The organism is Candidatus Methylomirabilota bacterium (genome assembly GCA_036002485.1).
Taxonomy (GTDB): Bacteria; Methylomirabilota; Methylomirabilia; order Rokubacteriales; family CSP1-6; genus AR37.
On record DASYTI010000024.1, the window covers coordinates 24,321 to 47,463 of the forward strand.

Annotated in this window: 17 protein-coding genes; 3 read left to right on the forward strand and 14 right to left on the reverse strand. The window is 66.2% G+C overall.

Annotated features, from left to right (window positions below):
- Positions 1–80 precede the first annotated feature (80 nt).
- From VGT00_02730 to VGT00_02760, 7 genes are all read right to left on the reverse strand, one after another.
- Positions 81–944: an MBL fold metallo-hydrolase gene (locus tag VGT00_02730; protein HEV8530313.1), complete on the reverse strand. Its 864-nt coding sequence runs from the start codon at positions 942–944 to the stop codon at positions 81–83.
- Positions 941–2,344 carry a class II fumarate hydratase gene (gene fumC / locus VGT00_02735; protein ID HEV8530314.1) on the reverse strand — a complete coding sequence of 468 codons (1,404 nt, stop codon included), beginning with the start codon at positions 2,342–2,344 and terminating at the stop codon, positions 941–943. Before fumC ends, VGT00_02730 begins: the two co-directional genes overlap by 4 nt.
- A gap of 126 nt (positions 2,345–2,470) precedes the next feature.
- Entirely contained in the window at positions 2,471–3,466 is a 996-nt protein-coding gene (locus VGT00_02740; protein ID HEV8530315.1) for an ABC transporter substrate-binding protein, read from the reverse strand.
- A gap of 128 nt (positions 3,467–3,594) precedes the next feature.
- Positions 3,595–4,770, reverse strand: coding sequence for an MFS transporter (locus tag VGT00_02745; GenBank protein HEV8530316.1), 1,176 nt, complete (start codon positions 4,768–4,770; stop codon positions 3,595–3,597).
- Positions 4,767–5,627 carry a crotonase/enoyl-CoA hydratase family protein gene (locus VGT00_02750; GenBank protein HEV8530317.1) on the reverse strand — a complete coding sequence of 287 codons (861 nt, stop codon included), beginning with the start codon at positions 5,625–5,627 and terminating at the stop codon, positions 4,767–4,769. Before VGT00_02750 ends, VGT00_02745 begins: the two co-directional genes overlap by 4 nt.
- A 3-nt stretch (positions 5,628–5,630) precedes the next feature.
- Positions 5,631–7,073 carry a sigma-54 dependent transcriptional regulator gene (locus VGT00_02755; protein HEV8530318.1) on the reverse strand — a complete coding sequence of 481 codons (1,443 nt, stop codon included), beginning with the start codon at positions 7,071–7,073 and terminating at the stop codon, positions 5,631–5,633.
- A gap of 7 nt (positions 7,074–7,080) precedes the next feature.
- On the reverse strand, positions 7,081–8,382 hold the full coding sequence (locus VGT00_02760) for an ATP-binding protein (GenBank protein ID HEV8530319.1): 1,302 nt from the start codon (positions 8,380–8,382) through the stop codon (positions 7,081–7,083).
- Positions 8,383–8,461: 79 nt separating this feature from the next.
- Here VGT00_02760 and VGT00_02765 point away from each other — a divergent pair, with 79 nt between their 5' ends.
- On the forward strand, positions 8,462–9,133 hold the full coding sequence (locus VGT00_02765) for a hypothetical protein (GenBank protein ID HEV8530320.1): 672 nt from the start codon (positions 8,462–8,464) through the stop codon (positions 9,131–9,133).
- Positions 9,134–9,149: 16 nt separating this feature from the next.
- Positions 9,150–10,103: a hypothetical protein gene (locus VGT00_02770; protein HEV8530321.1), complete on the forward strand. Its 954-nt coding sequence runs from the start codon at positions 9,150–9,152 to the stop codon at positions 10,101–10,103.
- A 24-nt stretch (positions 10,104–10,127) separates the two neighbouring features.
- Here the strand turns inward: VGT00_02770 and VGT00_02775 are convergent, their stop codons facing one another.
- Together VGT00_02775 and VGT00_02780 are read right to left on the reverse strand one after the other, a co-directional pair.
- Entirely contained in the window at positions 10,128–11,531 is a 1,404-nt protein-coding gene (locus VGT00_02775; protein HEV8530322.1) for an amidase, read from the reverse strand.
- Positions 11,524–11,670: a hypothetical protein gene (locus tag VGT00_02780; protein ID HEV8530323.1), complete on the reverse strand. Its 147-nt coding sequence runs from the start codon at positions 11,668–11,670 to the stop codon at positions 11,524–11,526. The genes VGT00_02775 and VGT00_02780 overlap by 8 nt, the downstream gene beginning before the upstream one ends.
- A gap of 220 nt (positions 11,671–11,890) precedes the next feature.
- Here VGT00_02780 and VGT00_02785 point away from each other — a divergent pair, with 220 nt between their 5' ends.
- Positions 11,891–12,322: a hypothetical protein gene (locus tag VGT00_02785; protein ID HEV8530324.1), complete on the forward strand. Its 432-nt coding sequence runs from the start codon at positions 11,891–11,893 to the stop codon at positions 12,320–12,322.
- Between the two features lie 34 nt (positions 12,323–12,356).
- Here VGT00_02785 and VGT00_02790 read toward each other — a convergent pair whose 3' ends face one another.
- The 5 genes from VGT00_02790 to VGT00_02810 all read right to left on the reverse strand — a co-directional run.
- Entirely contained in the window at positions 12,357–13,637 is a 1,281-nt protein-coding gene (locus VGT00_02790) for an HlyD family type I secretion periplasmic adaptor subunit (GenBank protein HEV8530325.1), read from the reverse strand.
- A 41-nt stretch (positions 13,638–13,678) separates the two neighbouring features.
- Positions 13,679–15,859 (reverse strand): type I secretion system permease/ATPase, encoded by a 2,181-nt coding sequence (locus VGT00_02795; GenBank protein HEV8530326.1) that lies wholly within the window; start codon positions 15,857–15,859, stop codon positions 13,679–13,681.
- Positions 15,860–15,869: 10 nt separating this feature from the next.
- Positions 15,870–21,533 carry a calcium-binding protein gene (locus tag VGT00_02800; protein HEV8530327.1) on the reverse strand — a complete coding sequence of 1,888 codons (5,664 nt, stop codon included), beginning with the start codon at positions 21,531–21,533 and terminating at the stop codon, positions 15,870–15,872.
- 26 nt (positions 21,534–21,559) lie between these two features.
- The gene (locus tag VGT00_02805; GenBank protein HEV8530328.1) at positions 21,560–22,636 is read right to left on the reverse strand and encodes a hypothetical protein; all 1,077 of its coding nucleotides are present in this window, start codon (positions 22,634–22,636) and stop codon (positions 21,560–21,562) included.
- Positions 22,637–22,839: 203 nt separating this feature from the next.
- Positions 22,840–23,143: RES domain-containing protein (locus VGT00_02810; GenBank protein HEV8530329.1), on the reverse strand; the 304-nt coding region annotated here is incomplete at its 5' end.

Here is a 23,143-nt window from a genome sequence, read left to right on the forward strand (position 1 = left end):
AACGTTCCGCTTCGAGCGCCGGCTTCGCCGGCGCAATCTGTCGGGGGGAGGTTCGGAAGGGGGCGAAGCCCCCCTCCGAGTTAGAGCGGCTGGAAGCGCGTGCGCCCGCCGGGGGCGACGATGCGCCCCGCCACCGGGAAATGAGCGGCGAGCACGATGACGTCGGCATCCGCGTGGCGCTCGAGAAAGCCGCGGCGGGTCTTGCGGGCGAGATCCGCATCAACGCAGAAGCGGCTGTTCCACGCGGGCTCGGCGACCTGGATGGGCCGGTGCATCATGTCGCCGGTGAAGATGGCCTCGCCCGCCGGGGTGGTCAGCCGCACGCACACATGGGCGGGCGTGTGGCCGGGGGCCGGCTCGAGCCGGAGCCGGTCGTCGATCACGTGGTCGCTCGCCACCAGGTCGGCCACGCCCGCCTCCACGACAGGAATCACGCTGTCGTCGATCAGGCCGAACTCTTCCCGGCCCGTCTCGCCCTCGCGCTTCCAGAACTCGAACTCCTCGCCCACGATGATGTAGCGGGCGCGCGGGAAGGTGGGCACCCACCGGCCGCCCTCGAGCCGCGTGTTCCACCCGACGTGATCCACATGCAGGTGCGTGCAGATCACCATGTCCACGCCCTCGGGCTTGACCCCGGCGGCGGCGAGGTCCGAGAGATACGTCCCCCGGCGCATGTGCCACGCCGGGACGCCGTTGCGCGGCTTGTCGTTGCCCACGCAGGTATCGATGACCACCGTGTGCCACGGCGTGCGCAGCACGTAGGACTGGATGCAGGCCTTGTGGACGCCCGTGGCAGGGTCGAGCAGCTCGGGTCCCATCCAGTCCCGCTGCGCGGCGATCCGCTCGGGCGTCGACTCCGGCAGCATGGCACCGATCTCGAAGGACGAGCGATCGAGCTCGACCACCTTGGTCACGGTGACGTCGCCGATCTTGAGCGCGGTCATTTCTTTTCCTCGGGGTCGGGCCCGACCATGGTCTCGGGCCGCACGACGCGGTCGAACTGCTCGGGGGTGACGTGGCCCAGCTCGAGGGCGGCCTCGCGCAGGGTCATCCCCTTGTGGTGGGCGTGCTTGGCGATCTCCGCCGCCTTGTCGTAGCCGATGTGGGGGGCAAGCGCGGTCACGAGCATGAGCGATTCGCCCACGTGGCGGCCGATCCGCTCGCGGTCGGGCTCGATGCCCTCCGCGCAGTGCTCGCGGAAGGAGTCGCACGCGTCGGCCAGGAGGAGAATCGAGCGCAGCACGTTGTGGATGATGAGCGGCTTGAAGACGTTCAGCTCGAAGTTGCCGGAGGCGCCGCCAATGGTCACGGCCACGTCGTTGCCGATCACCTGGGCGCAGACCATGGTCATGGCCTCGCTCTGAGTCGGATTGACCTTGCCGGGCATGATGCTGCTCCCGGGCTCGTTCTCGGGGATGCGCAGCTCCCCCAGCCCGGCGCGCGGACCCGAGGCGAGCCAGCGGACATCGTTGGCGATCTTCATCAGCGAGGTGGCCAGGGTCTTGAGCGCGCCGCTCGCGAACACGAGCGGCTCGTGGGAGGCCAGGGCCTGGAACTTGTTGGGCGCGCTCGTGAACGGCAGCCCGGTGAGGGCGGCCAGGCGCGCCGCCACCTTCTCCCCGAAGCCAGCGGGGGCATTGAGACCGGTGCCGACGGCGGTGCCGCCGATGGCCAGCGGATAGAGGAAGGGCAGCGTGGCGCGCATGGCGGCGAGACACTGGTCGAGCATGGCCACCCAGCCGGAGATCTCCTGCCCGAGAGTCAGCGGCGTGGCATCTTGAAGGTGTGTGCGGCCGATCTTGACGAGGTCGGCAAAGGCGCGCGCCTTGTCGTCGAGGACATGGCGGAGCCGCTCCACCGCGGGGATCAGCCGCCCGACGATCTCCTGCACCGCGGCCACGTGCATGGCCGTGGGGAACGTGTCGTTGGAGGACTGGGAGCGGTTGACGTGGTCATTCGGGTGCACGGGCTTCTTCGAGCCCATCTGGCCGCCCAGCAGCTCGATGGCCCGATTGCCGATCACCTCGTTGGCGTTCATGTTGCTCTGGGTGCCGCTGCCTGTCTGCCAGACCACCAACGGGAAGTGGTCGTCGAGCTTGCCCGCGATCACCTCGTCGGCGGCCTGCACGATGGCGGACGCGACGTCCTTGGGCAGGAGTCCGAGCTCGGCGTTCACCTCGGCGGCGGCGCGCTTGAGCAGGCCGAAGGCCCGGATCATCTCGGGCGGGAAGCGCTCTCCGGCGATCTTGAAGTGCTCGAGCGAGCGCTGGGTCTGCGCGCCCCAGTAGCGGTCCGCGGGCACCTCGACGGCGCCCATGCTGTCCGTCTCTCGTCTCGTCGTCATGTCACCTGGGCTCCTGCCGATCGAGTCAATGTGCGATTCCGCGCCCCTCACCCTGCCCTCTCCCCAGACGGGAGAGGAATTGAGGAGAGCTCTTGAAACGGATGTCCTGAAGCGAGATCAATTGGGTCACTCGATCACCTCGTCGGCTCGCAACAGCAGCGACGGTGGGATTGTGAGTCCGAGCGCCTTCGCAGTCCTGTTGTTGATGACCAACTCGAACCGCGTTGCCTGTCGCAGCGGCAACTCACTCGGCCGAGCGCCATCCAGGATTTTTGCGACCTGATCAGCCGCGGTCGTATAGATCTCGGATTGGGTCGCGCCGTAGGACATGAGACCGCCAGCGTCTACGAAAAAACGGAACGCATGCATCGTGGGCAAGCGGGCCTTGATGGCGAAGTCGGCGAGCTGCCGAGGCCGAGGATGAGAGCTGAGAACGACGTCGGGATACACGAGCAACGCGTCAGGACGCTCTTTCGCGATCATCGTGAGCTCTGGTAGCAGCTCTTCGGCGGCTGTCACCTGAGCCGCCTGCATTTTGATACCCAGACGCGGTGCGGCCTCCTGGGTCAGCTTGAACGCGTTGTGAGCAGCTTCAGGGTCATGAAGAAACATCACCCGCGAGACCTTGGGAACCGCCTCCTTGAGGAGTTGGAGGCGCTTCGGCATGAGCTCCGTCGTCATGCATGTAACACCTGTCAGATTTCCACCGGGCCGGGCGAGGTGTGTGACGTGCTCGAACGGGTCGCACGAGTAGACGACGAGCGGGGTAGTCTTCACGGTTCCGGCGACGATTCGCGCCGCCCTCGTGCCCATGGTGAACAGAACGTCGACCGGAACCTGCACGAGGTCAGCGGCCAACCCCGGCATCCGGTCGTATCGGCAATCTGCGAATCGCTGCTCGAAGATGAGGTTCTTCCCCTCGACGCAGCCTTGTTCCGCTAGGCGGGCCCGGAAAATATCGAAATGGGGGCGCCGAGGACCGGGGCCACAGACCTCCAGCCAGCCGACGCGCGATATCCCGGCAGCCCTTTGCGCCTCGAGCGAGGTCGGTATGGCGAGCAGGCTTACGCCGAGAGCAAGAACCGTCACCCCGATCCGCATACCCGTCCCGTTCATCTTCATGGCACGGCCTCCGAGCCCGCTGCCGGCTGCGTCCCGTTGGTGAGCGCCGCCCCTCACTTCTCGGAAACCCCTCTCCCCATAGGGAAGAAGGGTCTGACCGAGCGCCGCATAGCATAGCACCGCCGGCGTCAACGAGTCGGCCGCCACAGGAGCCGCGCGCCGAGCCCGAGGCCGACCACGCCGATGGCGGTCAGAAAGACCGCCTCGCCCGAAGGGCCGAGAAACCCGCAGATGAACGGCCCGAGGAAGGACGCGCCGTCCACGCCGACGCGATAGACGCCGGTGGTCCACGCGAGCCGGGCCAGCGGCGTGTGCTCGCGGATCACTCCGAGCGGCAGCATCCAGCCCGCCAGGGCCAACCCGAGACAGATGCAGCCGAAGGCGAACCACACGAGGGAGCCCAGCCCTACCCCGATGGCGCCGAACCCGAGCATCACGGCGACCGAGCCCAGCACGAGGCCGCGGCCGACGCGGTCGGCGAGACGCCCCACGGGAAGCAGCACGAGCAGATCGAGCGATTGCGCGGCGGCCAGCAGCCAGGAGATCCCCGTGCGCGAGAGGCCGAAGTCCCGGGCGCCCCGAATCGGCACCACGAACTGGCTCACCCCCGACCAGCCCAGCGCGAATATGATGCCCACCGCGAACATCAGCGCGATCACGCTCTTGCTGCCCGGCCGTTGACGGAGAGCCGTCGCGCGATCCGCGGGAGCAACCACGCGCTCGAACATCGGCGCCTTCGGGAACGCCCGCCGCATGGTCCGCGTCAACAGGAGCGGAATCAGGACGGGCGCGGAGCCGATGAGGAGGGAGATCTTCCATCCCCATGCGACGGGCACCAGGGCCACCGTGCCGAGACCGCCCAGGATACCGAGCATGCCGGCGAACTCGAAGATGTTGAGACGCACGGAAGCGTTGCGGCCGCGCTCGTCGATGAGGATCGCGCTCAGCCCGCCCACCATGGCCAGCGTGTGTGCCACCCCGAGGAGCAGGCGACCGGCGACGAGGAGCCAAAAGGGGCCGCCGCTCACGAGCAGGAGCAGTCCCGAGATGAGCACGAGCGGCGCCGCCACGAGCGCGGTGCCGAGCCGTCGTCCCACGAAGGCGCCCGTCGGCATGGCCGCGGCCATGCGGGCAAAGCCGAAGGCGCTGGCGAGGAGACCGATCTGCCAGTTGGCCAAGCCCTGTGTCCGGCTGATCTCGGGCAGCAGCGGGTTGAAGCCCCCGAGCCCGAAGGTATTGCAGAAGAGCAGGACGGAGAGCAGCCCGACCCGGGTACGCAGAAAGGGGCGGCCCGCGCCCCTCACTTAAAGGAGCGCTCGGTCCACCACGGATAGAAAGGGGGCATGTCCTGGCTGGGCTTGAGCGGGAAACGCGCCGGGCGCTTCTCGAGGAAAGCCGAGACGCCTTCGCGCGCATCCGCCGAGCGACCCGTCCAGTCCATGCCGCGCGAGTCGAGCCGGTGGGCCTCCATCGGATGGTCAGCGCCCAGGAGCTTCCACATCATCTGCCTGGCCAGGGCCACGGAGATGGCCGAGGTATTGTCAGCGATCTCGCGGCCCAGGGCCCGCGCCGCCGGCAGGAGCGCCTCGGGCGGCACCACGCGGCTCACCAGCCCGCTCCGGCACGCCTCCTCGGCATCGAAGACGCGTCCCGTATAGACCCATTCGGCCGCCTGCTGGATGCCCACGAGCCGCGGGAGAAACCAGGTGCTGCAGGCCTCGGGCACCACGCCGCGCCGTGAGAAGACGAAGCCCATGCGCGCGGCCGAGGAGGCGATCCTGATGTCCATGGCCAGCGTCACCGTGACGCCGAAGCCCACGGCCGGCCCATTGATGGCGGCAATGACGGGTTTCTTCATGTCGAAGATCCGAAGCGTCACGAGCCCGCCCCCGTCGCGGTGCTCGTGATCGACGTCCGGTCGTCCCCGCTCGGCGCCATCAAACGTCTTGGCCCCGCCGGACAGATCGGCGCCCGCGCAGAACGCGCGTCCGGCTCCCGTGACGATGACCGCGCGCACGGAGTCGTCCGCATCGGCGGCATCGAAGGCCGCGATGAGCTCGCCGATCATCACGCTGGTGACCGCGTTGAGCTTCTCGGGGCGATGGAGCGTCACCGTGGCGATGCCATCGGCCGCCTCGTAGCGGATCTGCTCGTAAGCCACGGGTCAGGAGGCGGTGGGCTTGTCGGCGTCGGCGACGCTGTCCTCCGCCTCGGCCCGCTTGAGCTTGCGGAAGACCGTCTTCGGGTCGATGCCGAGCTGCTTGGCGGTGAGGCTCCGGTTGCCCTTGTTCATGCGCAGCGTCTCCTCGAGCAGGCGCTCCTCCACCTCGGCCAGCGGAGTCCCCACGCGGATGGTGAAGACCCCGCCCGGGGTATCCCCCGGCGCGGCACCAGCGCTCTCGAGGTCGTCGCGCTTGAACATGACCGACCGCTCCGTGACATTGGCGGGCAGGTTCTCCACCTCGATGGCCGTGCCGCGGGCGAGCACCACCGCGCGCTCGATCACGTTCTCGAGCTCGCGGACATTGCCCGGCCACGCATAGGCCTCGAGGCAGCTCATGGCCCCGTCGGAGACGCCGTCGAGCCTGCGGTTGTTCTTGGCCGCGTAGAGGCGCAGGAAGTGCTGGGCGAGCACCGGGATGTCCTCGCGGCGATCCCGCAGGGGCGGCGTGGTGATGGTGATGACGTTGAGCCGGTAGAAGAGATCCTCGCGGAAGCGCTTGTCCCGCACGAGCTGCGTCAGGTCCTGGTTGGTGGCGGTGACGATGCGCACGTCGACGCGCAGCGTGCGCGTGCCGCCCACGCGCTCGAACTCGCCCTCCTGCAGCACGCGGAGGATCTTCGGCTGGGTGACGGGCGAGAGATCGGCGACCTCGTCGAGGAAGAGGGTGCCGCCGTCGGCCAGCTCGAAGCGACCCTCCTTGCGGGTCGCCGCGCCCGTGAAGGCGCCCTTCTCGTAGCCGAAGAGCTCGGACTCGAGCAGGGTCTCGGGCAGGGCGGCGCAGTTGACGGCGATGAAGGGCCCGTTTCGCCGCGGCGAGCGGTCATGGATGTCGCGCGCCGCCAGCTCCTTGCCGGTGCCGCTCTCGCCCTGGATGAGCACGCTGGCCGAGCTGTCGGCCACCTGCTCGACGAGGGTCATCATCTGCTTGAAGGCGTGGCTGACCCCGATGGCCCTGCCCTCGCGCAGCAGGTCGTCGAGGCGCTGCTGGAGGGCGCGGTTCTGCTGGATGAGCGAGCGCCGCTCGAGGGCCTGGCGAATCACGCGCACGAGCTGGGCGCGCTGGAGCGGCTTGGTCAGGAAGTCGATGGCACCGTCCTTCATGGCACGCACGGCTTCCTCCACGGTGCCGAAGGCGGTGAGGAGGATGACGTCGACGTCGGGCGCCGCCTCGCGCGCCTGCTTCAAGAGCTCGAGGCCAGTGAGGCCCGGCATCTTGAGATCGGAGAGCAGGAGGTCGATGCCGCCCTCGCGCAGCCGATCGAGGGCAGCCTGCCCGTCGGGCGCCAGCACCACGCCATAGCCCTCGCGCGTCAGCGTGCGCTCGAGGCTCTGGCGGACCGCGGGATCGTCATCGGCCACCAGCAGCATCGCCTGTTCAGCCATCCTCTCATCAGACATCCTGTGCCCTCTTGATCGGCAGCGTGGCCGTGAAAGTGGTCCCCTGCCCCGGCACGCTCTCCCATGTGAGCGTGCCGCCGTGCTGTTCGATGACCTGCCGCGATATATAGAGTCCCAGGCCCGTGCCCTGCGGCTTGGTGGTGAAGAACTGCTCGAAGAGCCGCTTGGCCACCTCGGGCCTGATGCCGGGGCCGCTGTCGATGATAGCGATCTCGGCGTGGTCGTCCACGCGGCGCGTGCTCACGGTGAGGCGCCCCTTGCCGCCGAGCGCCTCGAGACCATTCTTGACGAGGTTCAAGACGGCCTGGCGCAGCAGGGTGCGGTCGATGGCCATGGGCGGCAAGGCTTGATCGGTGGTCGTCTCGAGGACCGCGCCCTGGCGCGCGGCGAGCGGCCGGATGAACTCCACGAGCGCCGTCACCATCTCGTTGATCGAATCCTCCTCGTACTGGGGTCGGGGGAAGCGCGCGAAGGCCAGGTACTCCTCGGTCAGCGCGTCGAGGGCGCTGACCTGCTCGCGGATGGCCGAGACGAGGCTGCCCGCCTCCTCCATGTCCGGGCCCTGGCGCTCCTTGACGATATCCCCGACGAGCTCGGCGTTCAGCCCGATGGCCGCAATGGGATTGCGCACCTCGTGGGCCATCTTGAGAGACAGCCGTCCGACCGTGGCCATCCGCTCGGCCACCACCAGCTCGTCCTGGGCGGCCCGGAGGCGCGTGAGGGTGCCGGTCAGCTCGGCATTGAGCCGCTCGACCTCCACGCGGGCACGCCGCTCGCGATTGGCGGCCATGCCCACGGCCAGCGCGGGCAGGCCGACCAGCCCGATCAGGATGATCACGGCGTTCCACCCCACCCAGGGCGGCGTCAGCGCGGCCGCCGCGGCGTAGAGGAGCCCGGCCACGACCGCGCTCGCGAGACCGAGCCAGGGGCCGAAGTAATACGCGTTGACGGCGATGAGGGGGAAGAAGAGGAGGTAGAAGAGGCTGTCGTAGCCGCCCGTCAGGTAGAGGAGCGCGAAGATCAGGAGCAGGTCGACGGCGAGCGCCCCGCTGAACACCACGCTCGTCTTGCGCGGGCTCGGGTTGACGCTGACGAGGGCGAGGATGCCGACCTTGTAGGCGGCGAACCAGAAGACCAGAGAAGGCAGGTCGATGCGGAAGCGCGGCCGGAGGGCCAGGCCCAGGGTGGAGAGGCCGCCGACCATGACCACGGCCAGGAGCACGGCAAACACGCGCTCGTCGCGCTCGAGGAGACGAACGATGGCGGTCCAGGTCCGGCGCGCCGGGGTCGGCATGGCCTGTAGTTTATCTCAACCGGCGCCGCGGGCCCGATCCCTCTTGACGGCCCGTGGGCGAGCGGCTAGGGTCGGCGCCATGAGCTTCCTGGGATCCGCCATCCTCGCCTTCTGGGCCGACGTCGAGCCTGCCGGCGAAGCCGATTTCAACGACTGGCACACCCGCGAGCACATGCCCGAGCGCGTCGGGGTCCCCGGCTTTCTCCGCGGCCGTCGCTACGTGGCCGTCAAGGGGGCGCCCAAGTATTTCATGATGTACGAGACGGAAAGCCTCGGCACCCTGGCCAGCCCGGCCTATGTCGACCGGCTCAATAACCCCACGCCGTGGACGCGCAAGTCGCTGGCCATCTTCCGCAACTCCAACCGCACGGCCTGCCGCACGGTGGCTTCGGTGGGGCGCGGCATCGGCGGGGTCCTGGCCACGCTGCGCCTTGGCCCTCGAGTGGGACAGGAAAACGCGCTACGCCGCTGGCTGACCGAGGAGGCCTTCCCCAAGCTGGTGGAGCGGCCGGGCCTCTCGGGCGCCAATCTCTTCGAGGCGGATGTCGAGACGACCACCGTGAAGACCGAGGAGAAGAACATCCGCGACAAGCCCGACGAGCTGGCGCGCTGGGTGGTGCTGGTGGAGGGCATCGACACGGACATCGTCGAGCGCGCCTGCCGCGAGGTGCTGGACGCCAAGACCCTGGCCAGCCACGGGGCCGAGCCCGACCCCATCCTCGGCGTCTACCGGCTGCACTACATCCTTTAACGATAACGAGTGTCCTGTGCGCTATAGCCGGCCTTCCCAGCTTTTCACCCTGGTCGCTCTCGCCTGCCTCGTCCTCACCGTCGTCGCCGGCTGCGCCACGACCCAGGAGACCCCGCAGCAGGCCTACGTCTGGCAAATGGGCCGCATTTGCGACGCCAACTCTCCCTTCTGGCGCATGGAGCGGGTCGAGGCGGATGGCCGCTATTGGGTTCAAGGAGCCACGAACGCTCCTCCCGGGAGAAACGAATACTTGCAGTGCATGCAAGAGCAGTTCAAGAAGACACCCTACGGGACGTGGCTCAGGGAGCGTTCGGGCTCGCTCGAGTCCGCTCCCGTGGCCCCGTCTTCAAGTGGAAGCGTGACCTCCTCGACGGCCACGACCACTCAATCGCCGCTGGCCAAGGCCTCCGTCGGCCCGAGCGGAGAGCGCGCGCTCAAGCCCACCTGGACGGTGGGCGACCAGTGGTCCTATCGGTGGCAGAGCCCAGAGGGGAAAGGCACCTTCGTCTGGGTGGTGGATCGCTTCGACAACACGGATGGCATCGACTCGGTCGTGATCAAGAGCGGCTCCCGCGAGAGCTTCTACCGTCGCGAGGACGGCGCCCTCCGGCACTCCACCGTGAACGGCCGGGTGGAATCCCGCTATGATCCCCCGTTCCTCAGCTTGCCCTTCCCGCTCGAGGTGGGAAAGCAGTGGCATCCGGACTTCACGCACGAACGACCCACGGCACAGCGGACGACCGAGCTGCTCCTGGATTGCCGCGTCGAGGGCGAGGAGTCAGTGACGGTGCCGGCGGGGACGTTCCGGACGTTTCACGTGATCTGCAACAACCAGCGATCGAAACTGCTGAACTTCGAGCTCTGGTATGCCCCGGAAGTCGGTCACATGGTCAAGGAGCGCACGCGCTTCAGCTACGGGATTCGCGAGCGAGAGCTCACGGGATTCAAGTTCGCGGAAAGACCGCGGTAGCTCAGCGATCCCCCGCGCCCGAGGCTAGCCCAGCGCGGGGCGCTGGTGATGCCAGGAGGCGGCCTCCTGGTAGGCGTGCCCCACGCGAAGCAGCAGGGCCTCGTCGAAGGGCCGCCCTACGAGCTGGAAGGCGAGCGGCAGCCCTGCCTTCGAGAGGCCGCACGGCACCGACAGGGCGGGCAGCCCATAGGCATTGAAGGGCCGCGTGAGGCGCGAGAAGGCCGCCGCGCGCGTATTGAACTCATCGGCCGTCAGGGCCTTGAGGGGTTCGCGCGCCGGGGCAGGCTCGGGGATCGTCGGGGTCAGCAGCACGTCGACCTCGCCGAACACGTCGCGGATGAAGCCGCGCGTGAGGCGCGCGCGCAGGCGGAGGGCCTGCAGGTAGTCATAGGCCGAGATGCCAAAGCCCACCTCGAGGCGCGCCCGCACCATGGGTTGCAGCTCGTGCGGCCGCTCCCGGGCGATGCGCGCGTGCAGAGTGGAGGCCTCCGAGCGCGTGATCAGCATGGCGATGTCCAGGATGGTCTGCGGATCGGGCAGCTTCACCTCGGACACATGCGCCCCCAGCTCTTCGAGCAGGCGCCCCGTTTGGCGCACGCCCACGGCGATCTCGGCATCCACGCCCTGGAAGAAATAGTTCTCGGGCACCCCGACGCGCAGCCCCGCCACGCCGTCGTCAAGACGCGCCAGATAGTCCGGCACGGCGTGGCGGCTCGAGGTCTCATCGGCGCGATCGCGCCCGGCGATCACCTGGAGCAGGATGGCCACGTCGCGCGCCGTCCACGCCATGGGCCCGATATGGTCCATGGACCAGGACAGCGGCATGGCCCCCGCGCGGCTCACGCGGCCATAGGTCGGCTTGAGGCCGACGATGCCGCAGCAGGCCGCGGGCAGGCGGATGGAGCCGCCCGTGTCGGTGCCCAGCGCCCCCAGGAAGAAGCCCGCGGCCACCCCCGCCCCCGAGCCGCTGGACGAGCCGCCGGCGCAATGCCCCGCCCGCCAGGGATTGTCCACGTCGCCGTGATGGGCGTTGTCGCCATAGGGGCCCATGGCCAGCTCGGTCATGTTGAGCTTGCCCAGGCTGATGGCGCCGGCATCGAGCAGACGCCGGGCCGCCGTGCACTCCTGCGGCGAGCTGAAGTACTCGGCCGTCTTAGTGCCGCAGGAGGTCGGCAGGCCTTTCAGATGGCAGAGATCCTTGAAGGCCACCGGCACCCCGTGCAGCGGCCCGCGCCAGCGCCCCGCCGCGCCATCGGCCTCGAGCGTGTGTGCCGCGCCGAGGGCCCCGGACTCATCCAGGCGGATGAAGGCCCGCATCCGCGTGTCGAGCCGTCGCACGCGATCCAGACAGCTTCCCACCGCCTCGACGGGCGACATGCGCCGCGTGCGGATGGCCGCGGCAATGGTGACGAGGCTGCGCTCACTCATCGCCGGTCTTGGGGGCGCCCTCTTCCAGCGCGGCCTCGAAGCCGGCCGGCTCCTCGGCAAGCGCCAGCTCGCCCGCCAGCCGCTCGATGATGCCGGCCAGGTGCGCCAGCTCGGCCTGCCGGGGCTGCCGCTCGCTCATCGAGGATCCTCCGAGGCCCAGCCCCTGGGCGTAGATGCGAGGCCAAGCCGGGGCGAACCTAACACGCCGCGCAATCGAGGCGCAACCAGGCAGCCCTGCGCGATGGCGATGTGCTAGCCTTGGCCCGAACAGAGCGCCGGCGCCGGTGACGCGGCCGGGTGTCGGCGAGGTTCGACCACGAGACGCACGAGAGGTGGCCGAGGGTGAGGAAGCCTCGCAGATGACGCGCGACGAGTGGCTGGTCCTCGCCATCGCCGCCGCCGATGATCCCGGCATCGCCCCCATCCAGTTGCAGCAGAGCCTGTTCCTCTTCAATCTGAAGCGCGAGAAAGACTCCGGCCCCGACTTCTACGAGTTCGAGCCGCACAACTATGGCTCCGCCGCCAAAGAGGCCGAGGGCCCATTCTCCCAGGAGCTCTACGCCGACCTGGACGCCCTGGTCGACGAAGGGCTGGTCAGCAAGACCTGGCAGCCCGGCGAGGCCTGCTCGCTCTTCCGCCCCACCGAGATCGGGCACGCCTGGGTCAAGGACCTGCGCCGCCAGGCCAAGAAGGACGCCCTGTCCTATCTGGAAGAGGCCGTGGCCTGGGTGGGGCAGCAGAGCGCCTACGAGTCCGTGCACAAGACGGCGACCATCCGCATCATCGGCTGACGTCCCGCGCCGGGTAGCAGTCTGGCTCGCCACACTATCGTTCGCGCAGACTCTCCCGAGCGTGGCGAATCAGCGGACTCAGGAAGAATTCGATGAGCCGGCGCTGTCCCGTCTTGATCTCGACGCTCACGGACATTCCGGCCAGCAGGGGCGTCGCCGGCCCATCCACAACGATGGCAGACCGATCCAGGCTGGCCCGGGCCGCGTAGACGAGCCCGACCTTGTCCACCTGCACGGCGTCCCGGGAAACGACGAGAATCCTTCCCGGCACAGTTCCGTATGTTGTGAAGGGAAAGGTGTCGATCTTGACCTCTACCGGCTGGCCGGAGCTGACGAAGCCCACGTCCTTGTTCTCGATCCATGCTTCTACCTCGAGGGGATGGTCGTGCGGCACGATCACCATCAGCTGTTGCGCCGGCGTGACCACTCCGCCGACGGTATGCACGGCCATCTGCTGAATCACGCCAGCGATAGGTGAAGCAAGTCGCTGGATGGCCGTTCGTTGGGAAGCCTTGACGAGCTCCTGGGCGAGCGACGTTGCCCGTGTCTCCCATTCGGTCAATTCGGTCAAATGAGTACGCCTGAACTCAGCCTCGAGCGTGGCCTTTTGCTGGTGCGCTTCGGCCAAGGCCGCCTCGTCCTGAACCAGCCGCTCCCTTTGCATGGCCAGCGACTGGACCCGCGTGACTCGCTGCTCTTCGATCTCGAGATACTGCATCCGGGCGACAAAGCCGCCTTGCAGGAGCTTCTTGAAGGCCTCGGCACGCTCAGTCAGCATGGGTACGGTGGTTTCAAGTCGCTGCACGTCAGCTTGCGTCGCGGCCATGGCGGCCTCGCGCTGCTCGACGGCCAGTTGGGCCGCCTCGAGCCGGCTCTCGTGCTCACGTCGCTGGTCTTGCAGGAGCTGCCCCTGGAGCGTCGCAAAAGCCGGGTGGACATCCACTGGCGCTTCGAAGGGTCCTCCCGCCAAGAGCGCACGTAGTCGCGTCGCCTGCGCTCGGGCGGCGGAATACTCCCGGGTCACCCGTTCCTGTTCGGCGCGGCTGGCCGTCGGATCGAGCTCGATCAAGACCTGCCCTTGGCCGACGTCCTGCCCATCGCGCACGTGAATGACCCGGACGATCCCCGCATCGAGAGGCTGGATGATCTTGGAATGGCCGCTCGGGATCAGCTTCCCGCGAGCCACCGCGACCACGTCAATCCTGCCGACGACGGCCCACCCAATCGCCGTCGAGAACACAAGGACAATGACCCACATCACCGTCCGGCCGATCGGCGATGGAGGAGATTGCTGAATCTCCAGGGCCGCGGGCAAGAATTCGCTTTCTCGTCGGCGCGGCGCCGGGCGGCGTTCCCTCACACGGAAACAGCCAGGACTTCGCGCCCGCTCTGGAGACCATGAAGATGGGCATAGGAGCCACCCAGCCTGATCAGCTCGTCGTGATTGCCTTCCTCGACGATGGTGCCCTGATCGATGACCACGATTCGGTCTGCTCTCCGCACCGTGCCCAGGCGGTGGGCGATGAGGAAAACGGTCCGGCCCGCACACATCTCGCTCAAGTTCTGCTGGATGATCCGCTCTGATTCATAGTCGAGGGCGCTCGTGGCCTCATCGAAGACGAGGATTCGCGGATCGACGACGAGCGCGCGAGCGATCGCGATGCGCTGCCGCTGGCCCCCCGACAGCGAGCAGCCGTGCTCTCCGACTACGGTGTCGTAGCCCTCGGGCAGGGTCAGGATGAAGTCGTGGGCCCCTGCGAGTTGGGCGGCCCGGACGATGGACTCAAAGGGTCGGCCGGGATCGGCCAGGGCGATATTTTCCCGAACAGAGCGGTTGAACAGAAAGTTCTCCTGAAGCACGACGCCCACCTGGCGACGTAGCCACGTCGGGTCGATCTGGGCGACGTCTATGCCGTCGATGAGGACCCGGCCGCTCTCCGGCACGTACAGCCTTTGGATGAGCTTGGCGATGGTGCTCTTACCTGAGCCCGACCGACCCACGATTCCCATGACCGTGCCGGGCGTCGCCACGAACGAGACTCGGCGGAGAGCCTCCGGGCGGTCCGGGCGATAGCGAAAGGTGACGCTCTCGAAGGTGACCTGACCGTTCAAGACCCAGGCTGCCATGTCCGGAGATCGGTGGCGCGGCTCGGCGGGCGCGTTCAGCACATCCGCCAAACGGTGAATCGAGATTCCCGCCTGCTGAAATTCCTGCCACAGCTGGACCAAGCGCAACACAGGTCCGGTCACCCGCCCCGCGAGCATATTGAAAGCTATCAGCTCTCCCACCGTCAGCTCACCGCGCATCACGAGATGGGCCCCCGTCCAGAGAATGGCGATCAGCGAGACCTTGTTGAGAAACGACCCCGCCTGCCCCGCCACGTTGCCGAGGCTGACCGCGCTCAGGCTTGCTCTCACATAGGCCGCGAGCTGTTCCTCCCATCGGCGCTGCATCTGTGGCTCGACGGACAGGGCCTTGACGGTTTGGATCCCGTTCACGGACTCAACAAGGAAGGCGTAGTTCTCGGCTCCTCGATCGAAGCGCTCGTTGAGCCGCGCGCGAAAGACGGGCGTGGCCACCGCGAAGAGAATCGCGTAGCCGGGCAGCAACCCGATCACGATCCACGTCAGATATGGACTGTAGAAGAACATGACGCCCAGAAAAATCCCGGTGAAGAGAACGTCGACGAGGAGGGTGACGGTGGAGCTCGTGAGAAACTGGCGGATGTTTTCCAGCTCGCGAACCCTGGCCACGGTGTCCCCGACGCGGCGCGCCTCGAAATACGCGAGGGGAAGGGCAAGCAGATGGCGAAAGAGCCGAGCCCCTAGCTCGACGTCGATGCGGCTCGACGTGTGATACAGGACATAGGCTCGGAGCCCGCCCAGGAGCGCTTCGAAAACCGTCAACGCCAGCATGCCCACGGACAGCACATGCAGGGTGGTTGGAGCGTTGTGGACGAGCACCTTGTCGATGACCACCTGGGTGAAGAGCGGCGCCAGCAAAGCGAAGATTTGGAGGAAGAACGAGGCAATCAGGACCTCACCGAGGAAGCGTCGGTAGCGCGCGAGGGCGGGAATGAACCAGGTAAAGCCGAACCCCCGGTCCGACGAAGGGTCCATGGCGCGGCGGGCGACGAGAATCAGGTGACCCGTCCACGATTGCTCAAAGGTCTCGCGCCGTCGAAGCGAAGGCGCGGGCTCCCGCGGGTCCTGGAGCACGACCTGCTCGCCCTCGACTCGCGCCAGCACGACGTAGTGCCCGTCCCTTGATACGGCTATGGCGGGGAGCGGGGTCGCCTCGAGCCGCTCCCAGCTGCTCGAGAGACGCGCGGCCTTGAGCCCCAAGGACTTGGCACCGCGGAGGATTTCCGTGTCGCCAAACAGCGTGGCCGGCGCGCCGAAAAGGTGCTTGAGGTGATTCGCGTCAGCGGGCAGACCCAGGTAGCGAGCCAGCAGGACCAGGCACATGAGGCCGGTGTCCAGTTCTGCGGGCGAGCCGTCTCCCGCAGACACTTCATGCTTTCGCTGCTCGCCCACGTCCCGTCGCCTAGGACGGGCGTTGCCAGTAGCCGACCAGAACCGTCTGGACGTCCTCGGGCCGCTGGTCGATAGCCTGGTCCCAAGTAAGGCCCGTGTTGTCGCTATAGCTCGCCATGGCTTGAATCAGCAGGTCTACCTGGTTGCTGAGCAGCTTGCTCCCGTCCCCTGCTTGGATCACCTCCGTCTGGCAGGCACCACCGTTGTACCAGCCTTGCACGGTGGCCCTGTCCGCCGACCCGTGAAGCGCGAGAGCCAGGCTACTGCCGGCCCGGCTCAGAACGAGGTCCAGTGGCCGCACGGGTCCGCCGAAGAGGAGCCTGTCATTGTTTCCGGCGGCGGAGTCATTCTCAGCGACGGTGTCCTGGCCCCAGCCAGGCTTGAAGACGTAGGTATCGTTTCCCGCGCCCCCGGCCAGGATATTGGCCGCGCTATTGCCGGTCAGGACATTGTCGAGCGCGTTGCCATTGCCGTTGATCATGGCGCTCCCGACCAGCATCAGGTTCTCGATGTTGGCGGGCAGCGCGTAAGTCACCGAGCTCAGGACGGTGTCCGTCCCTTTGCCGGAGGATTCGACGGCGACGTCGGCAGGATTGTCCACGAGATACGTATCGTCGCCGGCCTCGCCGTACATGGTATCGGCACCGGGGCCACCGTCCAGCTGATCGTCGCCGGCCCGGCCAAAGATGGTGTCATTTCCGCCCAACCCAACGAGAGTGTCGGCCGTGGCGTAGCCGACCAGCGAGTCGGCCCCGGGCGTGCCCGTCAGTACGTTGAGCTTGATCGCCGCCGCGTCCCACACCGTTCCATCCGCGAAGCGGATCTGCTCCACCCGGTTGTCGGCGAGATCCTGCCAGAACCAGTAGTAGACCGTGAGCTGATCGGTCGTGCCGTTGATCCGCAGCACGAGATGATCGCCATTGCGAGAGAGGGCGACGTCGATCGGCAAGACTCCCGCCGCCATCTGGATGGTGTCCGCCACTCCCGCCGTCGAGTCCGCGTCCTGGATGGTGTCCTGGCCGCTGCCGCGGCCAAACAGATAGGTGTCGCCACTGAGCCCGCCATCCATCGAGTCGTTGCCGGCACCGCCGTCCAGCGTGTCCGTTCCCGCGCCGCCATTGAGATAGTCGTCGCCGGGGCCGCCCAGCAGCGTGTCATTGCCCGTTTCGCCATAGAGCCGGTCCGCCCCGTCGCCACCCCTCAGCATGTCATCATCGGCCCGGCCGAAGACGGTGTCATTGCCGGCCAGACCATCAAGGGTGTCGGCCGTGGCATAGCCGGTCAACGTGTCAGCCCCAGGCGTCCCCGTCACCACCTTCGCCTTGATCGTGGGCGTATCCCACACCGTTCCGTCGGCAAAGCGGACCTGCTCGACCTGGTTGTCGGGCAGATCCTGCCAGAACCAGTTGTAAACGGTGAGCTGATCGCTCGTGCCATTGATCGAGAGGACGAGATGATCGCCGTCGCGCTTGACGGCGACGTCACTCGGCCTCAGATCAGATGCGAGCTGGATGGCGTCGATCACTCCCGGCATCGTGTCCGCATCCTGAATCGTGTCCTGTCCGCTCCCACGGCCGAAGAGATAGGTATCGGGCCCACGGCCACCATTCATCGAATCATTGTCGGCTCCACCATCGAGCCGATCCGCACCGGTACCGCCATCGAGATAGTCGTCCCCGACCTCTCCACTGAGGGCATCGTCGTCGGACCCACCGTAGAGCTGGTCGTTTCCGGCGCCGCCCCGCAGGCTGTCGTCCCCCGCCTCCCCGTCGAGGCGATCCGCCCCGGGACCACCATCGAGTGTGTCGTTACCCCCTCGGCCCGAAATGACGTCGTTGCCCCCGAGACCGCTGATGCTGTCGGGCGTCTCGTAACCGATCAAGGTGTCCGGCCCACCCGTCCCCTGGATCAGGATGTTCTTGACCTGGAGGAGGTCCCACACGGTGCCGTCGGCGAACACAATCGCTTCCATTTCGTTGGCGGGGCTGAATTGTCCGAACGCGTAGTAGACCGTCAGCTGATCCGTGGTTCCCTTGATGCCAAGTACGAGATGATCGCCCTCGCGTCGGACGGCAATATCGCTCGGCGCGATGCCCGCCCCCAGGCGGATGACATCGGATGCCCCGGTGATATCCCCATTCTCCTGAATGGAGTCCTGCCCGCTGCCGCGACCAAAGAGGTAGACATCGTTACCCTGATGGCCTTGCATGCTGTCGGAGCCTGGTCCCCCATCCAGGAGATCCGCCCCGGGTCCGCCGGTGAGCACGTCGGTCCCGTCGCCACCGCGCAGCACGTCATCCCCGGCGCCCCCGCCCAGCTGGTCATTGCCCGCTCCCCCGAGCAGCGCATCGTCGCCGGCCTCCCCGAACAGGAGATCGTCCCCGTCGCCGCCTTCCAGCCGATCAGCTCCGTTACCGCCGTACAATTGATCGCTGCCGACGCCACCCACGACGACGTCATCGCCGTCTTGGCCCCACAGCGTGTCGGCCCCTTCATCGCCATACAGCGCGTCGGGGCCCTCAGCGCCTCTCAGCACGTCATTGCCGGTCCCGCCACGCAGCGCGTCGTCGCTCAGTGTCCCTGACAGCACATCGGGGCCGCTCGTGCCGAGGATGAAATTGCTCCGGAGCGAGTCGAACACCCATCCGAGCGAGGGATCCTGCGACACGAAGGCGTCGCGGAACGACCAGTAGTCAAGCATGCCCTCGGTTGCAAACGTGCGCAGCCCGCGCGCGAACTCGGCCAGATCTGCCTGGGCGGCAACAGCATCGACGACGAGCCGGTGCTGAAGCTCGGCCGTGACGGCACTGAGGTCAGCCTTCAATCCCCTCGTCTCGTCCCAGATGAAGCCGATGCGATCATAGAGGTCAGCCAGATGCGTCTGGGCCATGAGCCCTGCGTGTACGAGGCCCTTCAGATTCGCGTAGGCCTCTTTCAGGATTGGCGCGGAGGTGTGATATGGGTCCGTGGCGCCGCCGTAACCAAGATAGCCTCTGCCCATGAAGGCCTCGAGCACCGCTACCTGCCTGGCATCCATGAGGGGGCCCCGGCCGGCGGGGTTGATTCCGTCGCTCCCCGTCCAGCGGAACAGGATCTGATCCACGAGCCCACCACGCTGATTCGGATCACTCGAATTCGTGAACGATTCGACGAGGCCCTTCAATGTTCCGCTCGCATCGCGCACCATCGCCTGGTGCAGGCTATGAGTCGTCCCGTATCCGGGGAAGTCGGGCAGGGCCGCGACATCTGCGGGAACGTTGAGCAGGGACGCTGCGGTGCTGTGCAGCGGATCAGCTTGGAACCAGACATCCTCAGCCGCTCCCGTTGTACCGTCAACCCGTGTGAAGCTGCCGATCTGCTTGTGTGCGTTCCCCTGGGTGTCCACCGTCGTGGCGTTGACGTATGCGGTGTTGATGGCCGTGAGCCCGTGATCGCTCAGCAAGGTGATCTCATCCGGCTCGCTCACCCCATCATCATTGCTATCGCGCCAAATGCGGAGGTTGGACCACAGCGCATCGTTGGCGTCGATCCGGCCATCCGCATTGCCGTCCCATGAGGCCAGCGCCGCGAAGCCATTGGCCGCCACGCCACCCCCTCGCAGAGGAGTCCGGTTCCCGAAGAGCTCGGACCCACCATCGATGTGACCATTGCTATCCCGGTCCCACACGAGGAACCCATCGCCCGATCCTGCCCAACCGCTCCGTTCTTTGAACCCGTCGCCATTGTGGTCAAAGGGCACGCCATCCGTGGCCGGCGTCGTTTCCACGCCGTCCCCGTCCAGGTCGAGCACGATGGGCGAGACGATCTGCTCCGCGTGGTCGAACTTGTCGCTGATAGCTCCGATCGTCTGATCGATCCACGACCCGGGAACAGACAGGGCGCGCGGCCCTGTCAGCTGGTCGGTCAATTCCGACTGAGGGTCGAGCGACAGCAGATCGGATGGCAGCGCCTGCTTTCGGTCCAGCACCTGCTTCCAGGACCACACCGTTCCGTCTCCAAACCGAACCAGCTCGATTCTCGAGACCGCCTCATCGTCCCAGCTCGGCACCCCATCTTCAATCCAGAGAGTCCCGCCACTCTGATTTCCGCCATCTGTCCCGTTGATACGGAAGACAAGATCGTTTCCGGACTGGAACACTTCTACCTGATCGGGGGTGATCGACGGATCGAGCTCGATTGTATCCACCTCATCGGCACTGGGGGTCAGGTCCTGATCCCATAGCCAATCATTGCCGGCTCCGTCGACGCCATAGGTATCGCTTCCACTGCCACCACGCATGGCATCGTCGCCCGGGCCGCCGTCTAGCCTGTCGTTGCCGCGCCCGCCCTCGAGGCCGTCGTTTCCCGGACCCCCGATGAGCTTGTCGTTCCCGTGCCCGCCGTCCAGCTTGTCGTTTCCAGGCCCGCCATAGAGCTGGTCATGGTGACCGGCGCCCACGAGGGCATCATCACCATCTCCGCCAACCATGAGATCAGGCCTGTCGCTACCGGCGAGTTGCTCACTCGCAAATCCGCCAATCTGAATCAACGTGCCGCGCTCAAAATCGGCCGTCCGTCCGTCAATGAATTTCAAGGTGCCCGAACCATCCGCTTTCTCGTCGATGCTCTCGAGCTCGAGTGATGGGCCGACTTCAAGAATTAGCCTCGCCCCTCCATCCACCAGCCCTTGGATGCGCTCAACCGAGCCGGCGGTAGCCACAAGGTTGGGTGCCCCGTCTCGGTCGAGGCCCACAAGCATTCCTTCTGTCGAACCTTCCGCTGGCACCGTCAAGAGGGATGCGGGCTGCCCCGGTTCGCCCGCCAGCAAGACGTAGGCCTTCCCGAGTCGCTCCAGGTCGATCTCCGCGGTGGGGTCGATCAATCTGTCGCTGGCGTCACGTAGACTGAGGAACGCACTTGACAGGGCCGAAGCATTGTCCGGAGTGTCCCGCGTCGGATCAATCTGCAAGGGCGGCAATGGGTCCGTCCCCGGAACCGTGTCAAGCTTTGCTTGGTACTCGTCCAGCGCATGGAAGGCAGCGATCGCTCCGGCCAGATAGAGCGGACGGGTCGGGAAGAGGACAGAAGTCACCACGTCCAGAAGCCGCCATATTGGTCCTTGCTCGCCGATCTGGACGACCTGCCCGATCTGAGACTTGATCGTAGCGATGGGATCGCCTGCGTTGACAATGTTCAAGATGGAGGGCGCGTAACTGGACAACGGAGACACGAATCCTGCCTCGCCGGCAACAGTTGCCGCTCCGAGAGCGCCGAATGTAACTCCGTATGCGTTGATGAACCCTTGATCGATGAGGTAGGGTACGGACAGTTGAACACCGAGTCCTCCCAGGGAGTGACCCGTCATGGCGATCTGAACATCCTTGGGTTGATCGCGAGTAACGGCGTCGAGAAAAAGTCGGAGTTGATCGTTATACAGCTGTGGGAAGTTGTTTCCCAACACCGCCCCATCAGTATCGAGACTCCCGCCGCCATTGAATTGCGTTCCTGCAACTGCCACCGCGATGCGGGTTGGATCCAAGTTGTTCTGGTAGGCCACTGCCTTGAGTCCGGACTCGGGATCAAAGGCTGTCCTGATTACAACCCAACCGGCCGGTACTCTGGTCGCGCTGTCGTATGCGTGTGCATTGAGCTCTATGAGTTCTTTCGCATCGACAACAGTCGGGGAGTAACCCATAGAGACCTCCTAAATTAGTAAGGTGATCAGCGTTCCGCGCGTTCGAGACCGGAAAGCTCCCAGAGTGTAATCTCAGAACCCCCGACGGCAACGATGATGGTCCCATCAGGGCTAACTCCGAGGCGATCGACACTGTGCCGATGGTCGGTAAGTACAGCCACTGTTACGCGACTACTGGCATCCAGAAGATAGACAGACCGGCGCAATGCCATGGCCAGATAGCGCGAGTTTGGTGAAAAGGACAAACCATAGATGGTGTAGGGTTTCGACGGCTCCAGCATTTGCACCAATTCTCCGGTGACTGCATTGAAGAAACCTAAGCGCGTACCCTCACCAACAGCTACCTGCTGACCGTCAGGACGAAATGCAATGCTCGGATACCCGACCTCTATTCCCGTCCGGAGACTGACCCATTGCGTCAGTACACGGCCACTAGGTACGTCATAGACGAGGATCTCGTTGCCGATGGTCCCGATGAGCCGAGCGCCGTCTGGGCTGAAGGCCACTTGGGCTGCATTAGGCGCTAGAGCTCCAACACGACGCCAAGTCATGCCGTCCTTGGCATAGAAGGCCAACCCGCCTGTGTAGCTCACAGCGAGATGTCGAGCATCTGGACTGAATGCAATTGCCCGGACGCCGAACGATCCAATTTCCTGCGTTTCGTCGACAAGATTTTGCACCCACGCGCTGGATTGCCCGTCCCACACACTCACGACGTATCGGCCCGGGCCTGTCGGCATGGGCTGATCCGGGCCGCGCCCGATCATCCCGCGCGCCACCGCCAAATAGCGGCCGTCCGGGCTATAGGCAAGGCCATGAGTGCCGCCCATCTGATCCGCCGGTCCGGGCAATCGTTGACCAGTGCGCACATCCCAGACGCTCATCCGTTTGTCCAGCAGACCACCCACAGCGAGTCGTTGGCTGTTGGGCGCCCAGGCCATGACGTTGGCATAGCCCGGCGCATCGAGCACAATCCTTCGCACTGCTTTGACCTTCACCATGGCCTCCCGTTGCTTGACGTCCTGAGCTGCGACCAGCCAATCCGCGCTATCAAGTCGTAGCCAGCGAGAGCCTTCAGGAGAAATGTGGACGATCAGCGACACGACACCCAGCGATACTGCGGCGACTGCTCGCGTCTCGCGCCGTGCCAGGAGACCGGCCCACGGGCGGTCGGATTTTTCGGGCCGAGGTGAGTCCGTACGGGCTTTCATGCGCGCAAACTAAGCCGCGCAAATGCCAGCCGTCAACGTGAAATGTTTGATACGCGCAGATGTTGGTCTACGGATCGATAGTCAGACCAAGCTGCTTACCTGCTCTCGCGAGAAGATCTGCGCGGCCGGTACATGCGGTCGTCGTAGCGGAACTCGCGCTCGATGGCCATCCGGACCGCGGCAAACTCATGGTGGGCCGGGTTGACGACCGCGTTCTTCTCCTCGGGCACGAGGGCGGAGGGGACATAGAGGACGAGCGAGCGGAGCTCCTTCGCCCAGGCGGTCCCGAAGGTCATGCTGCCGGGCGTGGCGGGCACGCGCGGCCAGTCGCGCGGCAGCTGGGCCAGGGCGGGCGTCTCGGCGGAATGCTTGTCCGGCAGCTCGATCCGGACCAGCACC

Coding starts and splice junctions, on each gene's coding strand:
- VGT00_02755 (HEV8530318.1), bottom strand. CDS start 7,073: ATGGCTGAACAGGCGATGCTGCTGGTGGCCGATGACGATCCCGCGGTC.
- VGT00_02730 (HEV8530313.1), bottom strand. CDS start 944: ATGACCGCGCTCAAGATCGGCGACGTCACCGTGACCAAGGTGGTCGAG.
- VGT00_02740 (HEV8530315.1), bottom strand. CDS start 3,466: ATGAAGATGAACGGGACGGGTATGCGGATCGGGGTGACGGTTCTTGCT.
- VGT00_02785 (HEV8530324.1), top strand. CDS start 11,891: ATGACGCGCGACGAGTGGCTGGTCCTCGCCATCGCCGCCGCCGATGAT.
- VGT00_02760 (HEV8530319.1), bottom strand. CDS start 8,382: ATGCCGACCCCGGCGCGCCGGACCTGGACCGCCATCGTTCGTCTCCTC.
- VGT00_02800 (HEV8530327.1), bottom strand. CDS start 21,533: ATGGGTTACTCCCCGACTGTTGTCGATGCGAAAGAACTCATAGAGCTC.
- VGT00_02775 (HEV8530322.1), bottom strand. CDS start 11,531: ATGAGTGAGCGCAGCCTCGTCACCATTGCCGCGGCCATCCGCACGCGG.
- fumC (HEV8530314.1), bottom strand. CDS start 2,344: ATGACGACGAGACGAGAGACGGACAGCATGGGCGCCGTCGAGGTGCCC.
- VGT00_02780 (HEV8530323.1), bottom strand. CDS start 11,670: ATGAGCGAGCGGCAGCCCCGGCAGGCCGAGCTGGCGCACCTGGCCGGC.
- VGT00_02765 (HEV8530320.1), top strand. CDS start 8,462: ATGAGCTTCCTGGGATCCGCCATCCTCGCCTTCTGGGCCGACGTCGAG.